The organism is Kitasatospora sp. NPDC001683 (assembly GCF_053596495.1).
Window position 1 is genome coordinate 1 of the sequence record NZ_JBSFGK010000141.1, and the last position, 13,669, is coordinate 13,669.

Consider the following 13,669-nt stretch of genomic DNA (forward strand, 5'->3'; position numbering starts at 1 on the left):
GCTGCCGTCGAGCTCCCCCTCCCGAGCGCCGTGGCCCCCCCCCCCGGAGCGGCCCCCCCCCCACTCCCCGCCGGCGCCCCCAGTCGGCGGGGGGCCCCCCCCCCGGGCGGGGCCCCCCCCCTCCCACAGCCGGTCAGGCCCGGTCGCAGGCCTGTGCCCGCAGGGCGCGGGCCAGGTCGTCCCGGCGCTCCAGCACCAGGCGGCGCAGCGCCGGCGCGGCCTGCGGGTGGCCGTCCAGCCAGGCGTCCGCCTCGGCCAGGGTGTGCTCGTCGGTCTGGGCGATCGGGAAGAAGCCGCCGACGATCCGCATCGCGATCTCGATGGTCCGCTCGGCCCAGACCTTCTCCAGCAGCTTGAAGTACGGCGCCGCGTAGAGGGAGGTCAGGTCGCGCTGGGCGGGGATCGCGAAGCCCGCGCTGTTGGCCTCGACCAGGGCGCTCGGCAGCTCGTCGGAGTCGATCACGGCGGACCAGGCGGCGGCCTTGGCCTCCGGGGTGGGCCGGGCGGCCAGGCACTGGGTGTACTGGCGCTTGCCGCCCGCGGTGTTGTCGGCGGCCAGCTCGCCGGCCAGTTCGTCGTCGGTGGCCTGTCCGGCGGAGGCCAGCGCCAGCCACAGCGACCAGCGCAGCTCCTGGTCGACCTCCAGGCCGTCGATCCGGGCGCTGCCGGACAGCAGGCCGCGGACCAGGCCGAGGTGCTCGGCGCCGCCCGCGGTCTGGGCCAGGAAGCGGGCCCAGGCGAGCTGGTGGTCGCTGCCGGGGACGGCGGCGCGCAGCTCGTGCAGGGCGCCGTCGGCGAGCTTCCGGGCGCCCTCGGCGCGCCACTCGGGGGCGGCGTACAGGTCGACGGCGGTCTTGGCCTGGGTGTGCAGCGACTGCAGCACGCCGATGTTGCCCTCCTGGCCGGCGAAGCGCAGCACCAGGGCGACGTAGTCGCGGGCCGGCATCAGGCCGTCCCGGGTGAGGTTCCAGACGGCGGACCAGGCGAGCGCCCGGGCCAGTTCGTCGCGGATGTCGCCGAGGCCGGCGCGCAGGGTCTCCAGCGAGTCGGCGTCGAAGCGGATCTTGCAGTAGGTCAGGTCCTCGTCGTTGAGCAGGACCAGGTCCGGGCGCCGACGGCCGACGGCCTCGGCGACGACGGTGCGGGCGCCGGTGACGTCCAGCTCGATCCGGTCCGTGCACAGCAGCGCGCCGTCGGCGTCCCGGTCGTAGAGGCCGACCGCGATCCGGTGCGGGCGCAGGACACCACGCGACGGAGTCGCGGGATCGTCCGCAGTGTCCTGGAGGACCGCCAGCTCGGTGATCCGGCCCTCGGCGTCGGTGGTGAGCTGCGGGGTGAGCGCGTTGACCCCGGCGGTCTGCAGCCAGGCGGCGGCCCAGCTCTTCAGGTCGCGCCCGCTGGTCTCCTCCAGCACGCCCAGCAGGTCGCCCAGTTCGGTGTTGCCGAAGGCGTGCCGCTTGAAGTAGCGGCGGGCGCCCTCGAAGAAGGCCTCCGAACCGACGTACGCGACCAGCTGCTTGAGGACGGAGGCGCCCTTGGCGTAGGTGATCCCGTCGAAGTTGAGCTTGGCGTCCTCGAGGTCGCGGATGTCGGCGGTGATCGGGTGGGTGGTGGGGAACTGGTCCTGCCGGTAGGCCCAGGCCTTGCGCTGGTTGGCGAAGGTGACCCAGGCGGAGGAGTACCGGGTGCGGGCGCCGATCAGGCCGTAGGAGCCCATGAAGTCGGCGAAGGACTCCTTCAGCCACAGGTCGTCCCACCAGCGCGGGGTGACCAGGTCGCCGAACCACATGTGCGCCATCTCGTGCAGCACGACGTTCGCGCGGGACTCGTAGGCGGCGTCGGTGACCTTCGAGCGGAAGACGAACTCCTCCTTGAAGGTCACGCAGCCCGGGTTCTCCATCGCGCCGATGTTGTACTCGGGCACAAAGGCCTGGTCGTACTTGCCGAAGGGGTACGGGTAGTCGAACGCCTCGTGGAAGAAGTCGAGTCCGAGCTTGGTGACGCCGAGGATCTCCTCCGCGTCGAAGTACGGGGCCAGCGACCGGCGGCACAGCGCGGCGAGCGGGATCTCCAGGGTGCTGCCGTCGGCGAGTTCGCGGCTGTAGTGGTCGTCGACGACGTGGTACGGGCCGGCCACCACGGCGGTGAGGTAGGTGGAGATCGGCTTGGTCGGCGCGAACTCCCAGGTGCGGGCGTCGCCTTCGGTGCTGACGCTCCGGTGGACGGCGTTGGAGCGCACGTCCCAGGCCGCCGGGGCGGTCACCGTGAAGCCGAACGGCGCCTTCAGGTCGGGCTGTTCGAAGTTCGCGAACACCCGGCGGGCGTCGGCCGGCTCGTAGTGGGTGTACAGGTAGGTCTCGCCGTCCGCCGGGTCGACGAAGCGGTGCAGGCCCTCGCCGGTGCGGCTGTAGGCGCAGTCGGCCTCGACGGTGAGGACGTTCTCGGCGGCCAGGCCGTCGACGTGCACCCGGGCGCCGTCGTAGGCGGTGGCCGGGTCCAGGGAGCGCCCGTTGAGGGTGATCGAGCGGACGGCGGGGGCGAGCAGGTCGAGGAAGGTGTCGGCGCCGGGCCGGGAGCAGCGGAAGGTGATCGTGGTGGTGGAGCGGAAGGTGGCGGCCGCCGGATCGGGGGCGGAGGTCACGTCCAGCCGGACCAGGTAGCCGTCGACGGCCAGGATGCCGGCTCGCTGCTGTGCTTCCTCGCGGCTCAGGTTCTTGCCCGGCACGGCGGTACTCCTTTGTCCGGCTCGCACGGTGGTGCGCGTGTGGGTGGTGCGGGTTCCGCGCGCGGTGTGCGTCGCGCACGCAGGGGCATCCTTTCACGCCCGCCCAGGCCAGTACCATTGCACAGGCCGCCGCGCCCGTCCTTTCGGACAGCGTCCCGGCGGGCGTGCGGAAGGGTCCGGTACCGACGAGGTACCGGACCCTTCCGTGCGTGTCCGGGGCTCAGCCCGCGGCCGCGTCCCGGCGCTGCTTGAGCAGGCCGGCCACGACCAGCAGCGCGACCAGCACCCCGGCCGCGTACAGCTGCTGGCGGTTGCCCTCGGTGGTGGTCATCAGGGCGAGGATGCCGGCCACCGCCGCCATGGCGATCCAGGTCAGGTAGGGGTAGCCCCACATCTTCACGGTGAGCAGCTCGGGCGCCTCGCGCTCCAGCCGGCGGCGCATCCGCAGCTGGACGATGCAGATGAACAGCCACACCACCAGGATCGCGACGCCGGTGGTGTTCATCAGCCAGGTGAACACGGTGCTCGGCCAGAAGATGCCGGCCAGCACGGCGCCGAAGCCGAACAGGCAGGAGGCCAGCACGGCCCGGCGCGGCACCCCGCCGCTGACCCTGGCCAGCGCCTTGGGGCCCTGGCCGCGGCCGACCAGCGAGTACGCCATCCGGGAGGCGCCGTAGATGTTGGCGTTCATCGCGGACAGCAGCGCGACCAGCACCACCACCTCCATGATCGTCCCGGCCCCGGGCACCCCGAGGTGGCGCAGCACCGTGACGTACGGGCCGTCGGCGACGACCGCCGGGTCCTTCCAGGAGACCAGGGTGACCACCAGGGCCATCGAGCCGATGTAGAAGATCGCGATCCGCCACACCGCCGTGCGCACCGCGTTGGCGACGTTCTTCTTGGGGTCGTCGGACTCGGCCGCGGCGATGGTCACCGTCTCCAGGCCGCCGTACGCGAAGACCGAGGCGAGCAGGCCGACGATCAGTCCGCTGACGCCGTTGGGCAGGAAGCCGCCCTGGCCGGTGAGGTTGCCGGTGCCGGGGGCGCCGGAGCCGATCACACCGGCGATGCCGAGCCCGCCGAGGACCAGGAAGGCGACGATCGCGGCGACCTTGACGGTGGCGAACCAGAACTCGAACTCGCCGAAGTTCTTCACCGCGGTCAGGTTGCTGGCACAGAAGAAGACCATGAACAGGCCGACCCAGACCCAGGAGGAGACCCCGGGTATCCAGCCGTTGACGATCTTCCCGGCGGCGGTGGCCTCGGCGGCGACGCCGCAGCAGAGCATCACCCAGTACATCCAGCCGGCCGTGATCCCGGCCCAGGGGCCGATCTCCTTCTCGGCGTGCACCGAGAAGGAGCCGGAGGCCGGGCGGGCGGCGGACATCTCGCCGAGCATCCGCATGATCAGCATGACCAGCAGGCCGGACAGGGTGAAGGCGAGGATGATCGCCGGACCGGCGGCCGCGATGCCGGCGCCGGAGCCCACGAACAGGCCCGCGCCGATGACGCCGCCGAGGGCGATCATCGAGAGGTGTCGCTGCTTGAGCCCGTGGCTGAGCTGCTGGCCACCGGACGCCGCTTGGGCGGTGTCGGTGGTCCCGGGCGCCGAGGGCGCGGAGGTGGGGGCCATAGGGCTGGATCCAGACTGCTGTGCGGAATGTGGCATGAGCTGTCCAATATCCGGGGAGCCCACGGTTCATGCCAACGATGTCCGTCTCGGGCCCAGCATGCGGACCGGGCGGTGACGGTACGCGACGGTGGATTGACGGATCGTCGCGTGGAGCCGGTTCCGACAACGCCCGTGGGCGGGGCTTTGTTCGAAACCGTGGCGGCGGCGCAGTGGATCACCACGTAGGTTCACAGGTGTTCACTCACCTGGACCCTCACGGAGGAGCCCCGATGGCCACTGCCACCACCCCGATAGCGCGCCGCGCCGTCCTCGCCGACCTGCTGCCCACCGCCGCCACCCGCCTCGGCGCCCAGGCCCGCGACCTGGCCCTGGTGGCCGGCGGCGCCGCGCTGACCGGCGTGGCCGCCCAGCTGTCGGTGAACGTCCCCGGCTCGCCGGTGCCGGTCACCGGCCAGACCTTCGCCGCCCTGCTGGTCGGCACCGCGCTCGGCGCCCGCCGCGGGGTCGCCTCGCTGGCGCTCTACCTGCTGGCCGGCATGGCGGGCCTGCCCTGGTTCGCCGAGGGCACCTCCGGCTGGGCCATGCCCTCGCTCGGCTACGTGCTCGGCTTCGTCCTGGCCGCCGCCCTGACCGGCGCGCTGGCCCGCCGCGGCGCCGACCGCACCCCGGTGAACACCGCCGTCACCATGGTCCTCGGCAGTCTGGCCATCTACGCGGTCGGCGTCCCGTACCTGGCCCTCAGCCTGCACGTGTCGCTGGCCCGCGCCGCCGAGCTGGGCCTCTACCCGTACCTGGTCGGCGACGCGCTCAAGGCCGCCTTCGCCGCCGGCGCCCTGCCGCTCGCCTGGAAGCTGCTCGGAAAGCGCTGACCCCGTTGTCGGGCCCGGGCGCGCGCGCATGCCACACTCATGGGCATGCGCGTGTACCTGGGCTCCGACCATGCCGGATACGAACTGAAGAACCACCTGGTGGAGTGGCTGAAGGGGGCCGGCCACGAGCCGGTCGACTGCGGGCCGCACATCTACGACGCCGAGGACGACTACCCGCCGTTCTGCCTGCGCGCCGCCGAGCGCACCGCCGCCGACGAGGACGCCCTGGGCATCGTGATCGGCGGCTCGGGCAACGGCGAGGCGATCGCCGCCAACAAGGTCAAGGGCGTCCGCGCCGCGCTGGCCTGGAGCGTGCAGACCGCCGAGCTCGGCCGTCAGCACAACAACGCCAACGTGATCTCCATCGGCGGCCGCATGCACACCGAGGACGAGGCCACCAAGTTCGTCGAGGTCTTCCTCAACACCCCCTACAGCGGCGAGGCCCGGCACACCCGCCGGATCGAGATGCTGAGCGAGTACGAGACCACCGGCGAGCTCCCGCCGATCCCGGCCCACCACCCGCAGGGCTGATCCCCCACCCACCCGTCACCGACGGCCGGCCGCACCCTCCCGTGCGGCCGGCCGTCGCCGTTCGCGGCCCGCGCGCCACCTGTGGGATCGGCCACAGGCCCCGGCGCGCCCACACCCCCGCACGCGGGGCGCACGCGCCGCCCCCGGGCTCCGTACGCCCAACCGCCGCACGCCTCCTGACGGCACGCCCACCAACGCCCCGATCGGCCGAAACCCGCTGAGCGGCCCGCGCACCCGCACCGCCGCCCGCCCCCGGCCCGTCGACGCCGGGCCGCACCCGTGGATAGGGTCGGTCCCCATGGCTGGCAGACCGCCGGGCGCACCGCCCCAGACGACTGCGACGAGGCCCGGCGCCGCCCCGGCGTCCGAGCCCGTGACGGCCCGGCTGCGCAGGAGGCTCCGCCGGGTCCGCCGAAGGCTGCGCACGGCCGGGGTCGACTACTTCCGCGGCGGCGCCGCCGACTGGCCGGTGCTCTGCGCACTGGCCCTGCTCGTCCCGGTGATGATCCTGCTCAACATCTGGATCCCGGACTGGGCCCCGCCCACCGCCCTGGTCCTGCCGATCCTGGCCGGTGCGCTGCTGCTGCGCCCCGGCAGCCTGGTGGTGCTCTACGCGCTGGCCGCCCTCGGGCTGTCCGCCGAGTCCGTGATCCACACCGGCCAGCGGGTCGCCAGCGAGAACCCCGAGGCCTACGTCTATGGCGTGACCCCCGGCGCGGCCCTGGTGGTCGGCGCCGCCGGGGTGGGCGGCCTGCTGCTGGCCCAGTTCCGGGCCCGGGTCGGGGTCCCCTGGTGGGGCGGCTCCACCATGCTGTTCGACCTGCGCGAGCGGCTGCGGGTGCAGAGCCGGGTGCCCGAGCTGCCGGCCGGCTGGCACGCGGACATGGCACTGCGCCCGGCCGGCGGCCAGTCCTTCTCCGGCGACTTCGTGGTGGCCGCCCGCACCGGCCCCGGCCAGCGGCTGCTGGAGGTGGTCCTCGCGGACGTCTCCGGCAAGGGCATGGACGCGGGCTCCCGGGCGCTGCTGCTGTCCGGCGCCTTCGGCGGCCTGGTCGGCTCGCTGCCCGCGCACGACTTCCTGCCCGCCGCCAACGGCTACCTGCTGCGCCAGTCCTGGGAGGAGGGCTTCGCCACCGCCGTCCACCTGGTGCTGGACCTGGACACCGGCGAGTACGAACTGCTCTCGGCCGGGCACCTGCCCGGCATGCAGCGCCTGGCCGGCGCCGGGCGCTGGGAGGTCAAGGAGGCCGAGGGCCCGCTGCTCGGCATCTACGACGGCGCCAAGTTCGAGGGCGTGCGCGGCCGGCTGAACCGGGGCGACGTGCTGATGCTGTGCACCGACGGCATGGTCGAGGCGCCCGGCCGCGACCTCGCCGAGGGCATGGACCGGCTGATGGGGGAGGCCGACCGGCTGGTCCCCGGCGGCGCACCGGGCAGCGGCGCGGGCGCGGCGTCCGCCCTGATCGAGACGGTGGCCCGGGACATCAACGACGACCGGGCGGTCCTGCTGCTCTGGCGCGACTGATATTCGCCCGCTCGCCTCCGGGGCGCTCCGGACCCGGCGCCGACGGTCGGCGCTCCCTCGTTCCTGCGTCGCTCCCTCGCTTCTCCCTTTCGGCACCGGCGCGCCCCTTCGGCTCGGGGCGGCAGTTCGCCCGCTCGCCTCCGGGCCGCTCCGGACCCGGCGCCGACGGTCGGCGCTCCCTCGCTCCTTCGTCGCTCCCTCGCTTCTCCCTTTCGGCACCGGCGCGCCCCTTCGGCTCGGGGCGGGATCCCCCGATGGGCACATGCCGCCGGCAGCCGCTGTCAAGCCTGGCAGCTGATCTTCGGCCATATCGGACGCCCCGTCGGCTGACCGGATCAGCGGCTTCCGTTACCCGCTCCCGGGCGTTTCCCGGCCGCTCAGCACCGCCCCGCCGACGATTCGTCAGACCGGCTCCGCTATCGTCCCGGTCGGCGGAAACTCGTCCCGCACCGCAGGATGTCGGCGTTGGGCTGACTGTCAGACCTTTACGCAATCGGCACGGTCGACCACACTGAGTCCGGGCGGGACTGTTCAGGATTCGGGGGATTGGGGGCGACACGTGCGGCACGACAGGCAGCCGGTCGGCGCGGGCCCCCTCGCCGGCGCTGCGCCGGACGGTCCGCGATTCCGCCTCGGGACCGTCGGACAAGCCGGGGTCCGGCTTCGCAGGTGCCGCCGGGCGGCGGCGCCACGCTATGAAACGAGGAAGTGAGTCCGGGTGGCACTCTCCGTCTCCGCGCTGGTCCTGTTCGCGATCCTGTGCATCATCTTCATCCGGAACAAGCAGCTGAAGATCCCGCACGCGATCGTCGCCGCCCTGTTCGGCTTCATGCTGCACGAGACCACGATGGCGACCTCCATCAACTCCCTGCTCGCCAACCTGGCGCACAGCATCTCCAGCATCACCGGCGGCTGACCGGGCCGGGGCCGACGGCCGGCCCCGCACGCCCCGAGTCGAAGGTGCGCGCCGGTGCCGAAAGGGAGAAGCGAGGGAGCGCCGACCGTCGGCGTCGGGTCAGAGCGTCCCGGAGGCGAGCGGGCGAATAGCTGCGGCTACCGGCCGGCCCGCCTGGCCTCCCGCCAGCGAGCGAACAGACCCCGGGGGCGTGCCGCCGCCGGGGCCGGAGCACGTACCGGCACGGGTGCCGCGGCACCCGCCGGCGCGGCCGCGAGCGGTGCTGCCCGCTCCGCCGTCAGCAGCACGAACAACCGCGCCCAGCACAGCCGTTCGCCGCGCGGCCAGTCCAGCGCGCGCAGCGCCGCGGAGGCCGCCTCCGACACCTCGCCGCCCACCCGGACCTCGGCGACGTCGTCGCCCGCCTTCCCGCCGAGGAAGAGCTTCACCCCGACCGGCCCCGGCCCGGTCAGCTCCCGGCGCAGCGCGGGCGCCAGCGCGGGCAGCACCCGGTGCTCGGCGAGCCAGGCCGCCAGGTGCTCGTTGCCGAAGCCGAACACCGCCGCCGGCCCCTGCACCGCCCGCCAGCCCGGGAGTTCGGGCAGGTCCGGGCGGTCGGCGTGGATGCCGCGGCCGTCCGCCAGCTCGACCAGCACCGAGGCGGTGGTGGTCGCCCACATCTTCACCGCGTTCGCGAGCTTCTCCTCCTCGGTCTTGCCGAGGCCCGCCGCGCAGTCCCACACCACCGGTGCGTCCGCCCGGCCCAGCTGCAGCACGAAGCCGAGGTCCACGTGCCCGGCGCCGCCGTCGTCCCCGGGGTGCTCGCGCACCGCCACCGCCGTGGTGCCCGGTCCGCGCACCACCTCGCCGTCCGTAAGGAACACCTGGCCCAGCCGCGCCATCTCCTCGATCACGCAGCGCTGTATGACGGCCAGTCGCTCCTGCGGACGCACCGGGACTCCTCCACCTCGGGAGCGCGGCGCGTGAGGTCGCGCTCGAACTGCGCTCGAACGCCGCCGAGGCTATCGGCCCGACCGCCATGCGGGAAACCGCGTGAGCGCCTCGAATCTCCGGTCGCGAAAATGTCCTGAATGCCCCACTTTGGGGAGCGGAACCTGAAGGCCGCCCGCCTGGAGAGCCCGCATGCCCCGCACCGACCTGACGTCCCCTCCGCCGCACCCGGTCCTTCCGGACGGCTCCGGCCTGGTCGCCGAGATCGAGGCCTACCTGGCCACCCTGCCCGCCCCCGCACGCGCCCCCGGGCCGTACGTCTGCCGGTACGGGAGCACCCTGACCCCCTGGAACGCCGGCCACCCGGAGCCCCGCTCCACCCTGCTCGACCGGGCGCTGCGCCGCCCCGCCCGGCCCGTCCCGGTCACCGCCGCCGACCACCTGCGGCTCGCCTCCCGCTACATCGGCGCCTTCGGCTGGCTGCAGGGCGCGATGTGGGACGGCGCCGGCCGGGTCTGCCTGCTCGGCGCCCAGGCCGCCGTCCTGGCGCACGGCTACGGCACCCCGGTGACCGTGCGCACCGCCCGGGTCCAGCTGATGGAGGTGCTGCACGCCACCGGCCGCCCGGCGCGCTCCCCGGACGAGTTCAACGACCGCCCCACCACCCGGGAGGGTGACGTGCACCAGCTGCTCGACCGGGCCGCCGCCCGGGCCGCCCGGCTCGGGCTCTGAGGCCGCGGCGGCCGACGGCCCCGGGAACGCCGACGGCCCCGGTGTGCTGGGCACACCGGGGCCGGACTTCGGAGCGGGCGACGAGAATCGAACTCGCGTGACTAGTTTGGAAGACTAGGGCTCTACCATTGAGCTACGCCCGCGCGACCCCCCAGCCGTCTCCGGCCGGAAGTTCGGGAGACAGCGTACCTGGTCCGGCCGCTCCCGTGCACACCGCATTCCGCGGGCGTTCCCCGCGCCCCCTCTTCCGCCCTGCCCCGAATAAGTCGGCGAGCCGTGCAGGCCCGGCGTGTACGCTTCCTCTCGGCACCACGGGGTGTGGCGCAGTTTGGTAGCGCGTCCGCTTTGGGAGCGGAAGGCCGTCGGTTCGAATCCGGTCACCCCGACAGTGCGGCAGGGTCTCGCCCACCGGGGCGGGGCCCTGTTCTGTTGGGGCGGTACGGTGGCGTCTGGCGTCCGCCTTTCGTGGTACCGGTAGGATGGGGCGCTGGCGGTAGTCCCTGTGGCGTCCACCCAGGTCAACCGCACGAGGGCGAGGAGTCAAGCTCACCGTCCACCCACACGGGAGATGCAGCTCCAACCGCCCATCGCCCGTCTCGCCCGACCCATCCGTACCGGCTCCGGCCGGGCGTGCGGGGCGGGCGGAGGCAACCTGACCGCAAGCCCATAGGAGACCTAACCGTGAAGAGCGCCGTCGAGACTCTGAACCCGACCCGGGTTCGACTCACCGTCGAGGTGCCCTTCGAGGAGCTCAAGCCCAGCCTCGACGCGGCGTACAAGAAGATCAACCAGCAGGTCACGGTTCCGGGCTTCCGCAAGGGCAAGATCCCGGCTCGCGTCATCGACCAGCGCTTCGGCCGTGGTGCCGTGCTGGAGGAGGCCGTCAACGACGCCCTGCCGCGCTTCTACACGCAGGCCGTCGACGAGGGCAAGATCGAGGTCCTCGGCCAGCCCGACATCACCAACATCGAGGGTGTCGAGAAGATCGCCGACGGTGGCGACCTGAAGTTCACCGCCGAGGTGGACGTCCGCCCCGAGATCACCCTGCCGGAGTTCTCCTCCATCGAGGTGACGGTCGACCCGATCGCCGTCTCCGACGAGGACGTCGAGAAGTCGCTGGAGCAGCTGCGCGAGCGCTTCTCCTCGGTCAAGGACGTCGAGCGCGCCGCGGCCGCCGGTGACATCGTGGTCGTCGACCTCGTCGCCAAGGTCGACGGTGAGGTGCCGGAGGACGGCACCGCCAACGGCGTCAGCTACGAGATCGGCTCGGGCCGCCTCATCGACGGCATCGACGAGGCCGTGACCGGCCTGTCCGCCGGCGAGGAGAAGACCTTCGAGACCGAGCTCAAGGGTGGCACCCAGGCCGGCAAGACCTCCGAGGTCACCGTCACCGTCACGGCCGTCCAGGAGAAGGAGCTGCCGGAGCTGGACGACGAGTTCGCCCAGCTGGCCAGCGAGTTCGACACCCTGGAGGACCTGCGCGCCGACTCCCGCAAGCGCCTCGAGCGCATGAAGGAGTACGACCAGGCCACCCAGGCCCAGGAGAAGGTCCTCGACGCCCTGCTCGCGCTGGTTGAGATCGAGTACCCCGAGAAGCTCCTCAAGGACGAGATCGAGACCCGCAAGCACAACGTCGAGCACCACCAGCTCGAGCCGATGGGCCTGAACCTCGACACCTACCTGGAGACCCAGGGCAAGACCCGCGAGGAGTGGGACGCGGAGATCGAGGAGCAGGCGAAGAAGGGCATCAAGACCCAGTTCGTCCTGGACCAGATCGTCGCCAACGAGGAGCTGGGCGTAAACCAGGAGGAGCTCACCGAGCACCTCATCCGCCGCGCCGCCGGCTCCGGCCTCACCCCGGACCAGTTCGCCCAGCAGGTCGTCCAGGGCGGCCAGGTTCCGCTGCTGGTCGGCGAGGTCGCCCGCGGCAAGGCGCTGGCCACCGTGGTCGAGGCCGCCAAGGTCGTCGACACCGAGGGCAACGAGATCAACTTCGACGACGAGGACGAGACGGCCGAGACCGTCGACGCCTCCGCCGAGGCCGCTGCCGAGGAGAGCACCGAGGCCTGAGTGCCCCGGTAGCCCCTGAGGCGACGCAGCGGGCCCGGACGCCGTTTACGGTGTCCGGGCCCGCTGTCGTCCCGGCGCGCGGGCGACCGCGCGACCGTGCGACCCTGCGCTCACAGCGAACAGTTCTGCGTGAGGGATTCTGCGGCCGGGCCTGCGCGTTAGGGTCCTTGGACAGCAACAATCACGACGTGATACCCGGAAGCTGTGCGACACCGTGAGAGCCGTCGAGCGGCCCTCCAAATCGACTGAGCAGGTGGCTAAGTGACGTTCCCGCAGATGCAGATGCCTGGCCCGATGGCGCCGCACGCCGCCGCTGGTGACGTGCTCGGCGGCCTTGGCGACCAGGTCTACAACCGGCTGCTCAACGAGCGGATCATCTTCCTCGGCCAGCAGGTCGACGACGACATCGCCAACAAGATCACCGCGCAGCTGCTGCTGCTGGCCGCGGACCCCGAGAAGGACATCTTCCTCTACATCAACTCCCCGGGTGGCTCGATCTCGGCGGGCATGGCGATCTACGACACCATGCAGTACATCAAGAACGACGTCGTCACCATCGCGATGGGCATGGCCGCCTCGATGGGCCAGTTCCTGCTGACCGCCGGCGCCAAGGGCAAGCGCTTCTCGCTGCCGAACGCCAACATCCTGATGCACCAGCCCTCCGCCGGCCTCGGCGGCTCCGCCACCGACATCCGCATCCAGGCCGAGCAGCTGCTCCGCACCAAGAAGCGGATGTCCGAGCTGATCGCCTTCCACAGCGGCCAGTCGTTCGAGCAGATCACCCGGGACTCCGACCGCGACCGCTGGTTCACCCCGGAGGAGGCCCAGGAGTACGGCCTCATCGACGCGATCATGCACAGCGCCGCGGACGTCCCCGGCGGCGGCGGCACGGGCGCCTGAGCCTCGGCCCGGCCCACGAGACCACAGCCACAACGCCCCGGAGGACAAGAACCCCCATGAACATCCCCAGCCTGTCGGCCGCCAAGGCCCGCGTCGAGGACATGCGCGCCGAGGGCCGCTACATCGTCCCGCGCTTCGTCGAGCGCACCACGCAGGGCATCCGCGAGTACGACCCGTACGCCAAGCTGTTCGAGGAGCGCATCATCTTCCTCGGCTCGCAGGTCGACGACGTCTCGGCGAACGACATCATGGCGCAGCTGCTGTGCCTGGAGTCGATGGACCCGGACCGCGAGATCCAGATGTACATCAACTCGCCCGGCGGCTCGTTCACGGCCCTGACGGCCATCTACGACACCATGCAGTACGTCAAGCCGGACATCACCACGGTCTGCATGGGCCAGGCGGCCTCCGCCGCGGCCGTGCTGCTCGCCGCCGGCACCCCCGGCAAGCGGATGGCCCTGCCGAACGCCCGCATCCTGATCCACCAGCCGTACACCGAGACCGGCCGCGGTCAGGTGTCCGACCTGGAGATCCAGGCCAAGGAGATCTTCCGGATGCGCGAGCAGCTGGAGGAGATGCTCTCCAAGCACTCCAACAAGTCGGTTGAGCAGGTGCGCGACGACATCGAGCGCGACAAGATCCTGACCGCCGAGGAGGCCGTCGAGTACGGCCTGGTCGACCAGATCATCTCCACCCGCAAGACCTCGCTGACCTCCTGAGGCCGGCACCGACGGGGCGGGGCGGCCTCGCCACGACCGACAGCGGCCTGGACCTGCAAGCCCGACTCGCGAAGAGGCTCACCAAGTCCGACGACGCCCCCCTGCCGATCGGGGTACCA

Annotated in this window: 11 protein-coding genes and 2 tRNA genes; 9 read left to right on the forward strand and 4 right to left on the reverse strand. The window is 72.4% G+C overall.

Going from position 1 to position 13,669, the window contains the following annotated elements; genetic code table 11:
• Positions 1-133 precede the first annotated feature (133 nt).
• Positions 134-2,725 (reverse strand): aminopeptidase N, encoded by a 2,592-nt coding sequence (gene pepN, locus ACWCYO_RS37870; protein WP_449786743.1) that lies wholly within the window; start codon positions 2,723-2,725, stop codon positions 134-136.
• Positions 2,726-2,945: 220 nt separating this feature from the next.
• Positions 2,946-4,358, reverse strand: coding sequence for an amino acid permease (locus ACWCYO_RS37875; protein WP_270146964.1), 1,413 nt, complete (start codon positions 4,356-4,358; stop codon positions 2,946-2,948).
• 269 nt (positions 4,359-4,627) lie between these two features.
• On the opposite strand from ACWCYO_RS37875, the gene ACWCYO_RS37880 reads away from it, so the two are divergent.
• From ACWCYO_RS37880 to ACWCYO_RS37895, 4 genes are all read left to right on the forward strand, one after another.
• Positions 4,628-5,227 (forward strand): biotin transporter BioY, encoded by a 600-nt coding sequence (locus ACWCYO_RS37880; RefSeq protein WP_449786744.1) that lies wholly within the window; start codon positions 4,628-4,630, stop codon positions 5,225-5,227.
• 45 nt (positions 5,228-5,272) lie between these two features.
• Complete coding sequence (locus tag ACWCYO_RS37885) at positions 5,273-5,758, forward strand: ribose-5-phosphate isomerase (RefSeq protein ID WP_270146966.1); 486 nt, start codon at positions 5,273-5,275, stop codon at positions 5,756-5,758.
• Between the two features lie 298 nt (positions 5,759-6,056).
• Positions 6,057-7,283: a PP2C family protein-serine/threonine phosphatase gene (locus ACWCYO_RS37890; RefSeq protein ID WP_449786745.1), complete on the forward strand. Its 1,227-nt coding sequence runs from the start codon at positions 6,057-6,059 to the stop codon at positions 7,281-7,283.
• Between the two features lie 718 nt (positions 7,284-8,001).
• Positions 8,002-8,199 carry a hypothetical protein gene (locus tag ACWCYO_RS37895; protein ID WP_188304780.1) on the forward strand — a complete coding sequence of 66 codons (198 nt, stop codon included), beginning with the start codon at positions 8,002-8,004 and terminating at the stop codon, positions 8,197-8,199.
• Positions 8,200-8,336: 137 nt separating this feature from the next.
• Here ACWCYO_RS37895 and ACWCYO_RS37900 read toward each other — a convergent pair whose 3' ends face one another.
• Complete coding sequence (locus tag ACWCYO_RS37900; RefSeq protein ID WP_270146968.1) at positions 8,337-9,131, reverse strand: DUF6348 family protein; 795 nt, start codon at positions 9,129-9,131, stop codon at positions 8,337-8,339.
• Between the two features lie 190 nt (positions 9,132-9,321).
• Between ACWCYO_RS37900 and ACWCYO_RS37905 the strand changes: the two genes are divergently transcribed.
• On the forward strand, positions 9,322-9,861 hold the full coding sequence (locus tag ACWCYO_RS37905; protein WP_449786746.1) for a DUF6197 family protein: 540 nt from the start codon (positions 9,322-9,324) through the stop codon (positions 9,859-9,861).
• 72 nt (positions 9,862-9,933) lie between these two features.
• Here the strand turns inward: ACWCYO_RS37905 and ACWCYO_RS37910 are convergent.
• Positions 9,934-10,004 (reverse strand) — tRNA-Gly (locus ACWCYO_RS37910).
• Between the two features lie 169 nt (positions 10,005-10,173).
• On the opposite strand from ACWCYO_RS37910, the gene ACWCYO_RS37915 reads away from it, so the two are divergent.
• The 4 genes from ACWCYO_RS37915 to ACWCYO_RS37930 all read left to right on the forward strand — a co-directional run bounded on the left by ACWCYO_RS37915 (position 10,174) and on the right by ACWCYO_RS37930 (position 13,550).
• Positions 10,174-10,247, forward strand: a tRNA-Pro gene (locus tag ACWCYO_RS37915).
• Between the two features lie 295 nt (positions 10,248-10,542).
• Complete coding sequence (tig, locus tag ACWCYO_RS37920; protein WP_270146970.1) at positions 10,543-11,931, forward strand: trigger factor; 1,389 nt, start codon at positions 10,543-10,545, stop codon at positions 11,929-11,931.
• Positions 11,932-12,213: 282 nt separating this feature from the next.
• A complete protein-coding gene (locus tag ACWCYO_RS37925; RefSeq protein ID WP_270151256.1) occupies positions 12,214-12,831 on the forward strand; it encodes an ATP-dependent Clp protease proteolytic subunit in 618 nt (205 codons plus the stop codon).
• Between the two features lie 56 nt (positions 12,832-12,887).
• The gene (locus ACWCYO_RS37930) at positions 12,888-13,550 is read left to right on the forward strand and encodes an ATP-dependent Clp protease proteolytic subunit (protein WP_030283759.1); all 663 of its coding nucleotides are present in this window, start codon (positions 12,888-12,890) and stop codon (positions 13,548-13,550) included.
• The last annotated feature ends 119 nt before the right edge of the window (positions 13,551-13,669 follow it).

Coding starts and splice junctions, on each gene's coding strand:
- ACWCYO_RS37880 (WP_449786744.1), top strand. CDS start 4,628: ATGGCCACTGCCACCACCCCGATAGCGCGCCGCGCCGTCCTCGCCGAC.
- ACWCYO_RS37885 (WP_270146966.1), top strand. CDS start 5,273: ATGCGCGTGTACCTGGGCTCCGACCATGCCGGATACGAACTGAAGAAC.
- ACWCYO_RS37925 (WP_270151256.1), top strand. CDS start 12,214: ATGCCTGGCCCGATGGCGCCGCACGCCGCCGCTGGTGACGTGCTCGGC.
- ACWCYO_RS37930 (WP_030283759.1), top strand. CDS start 12,888: ATGAACATCCCCAGCCTGTCGGCCGCCAAGGCCCGCGTCGAGGACATG.
- ACWCYO_RS37890 (WP_449786745.1), top strand. CDS start 6,057: ATGGCTGGCAGACCGCCGGGCGCACCGCCCCAGACGACTGCGACGAGG.
- ACWCYO_RS37875 (WP_270146964.1), bottom strand. CDS start 4,358: ATGGCCCCCACCTCCGCGCCCTCGGCGCCCGGGACCACCGACACCGCC.
- ACWCYO_RS37905 (WP_449786746.1), top strand. CDS start 9,322: ATGCCCCGCACCGACCTGACGTCCCCTCCGCCGCACCCGGTCCTTCCG.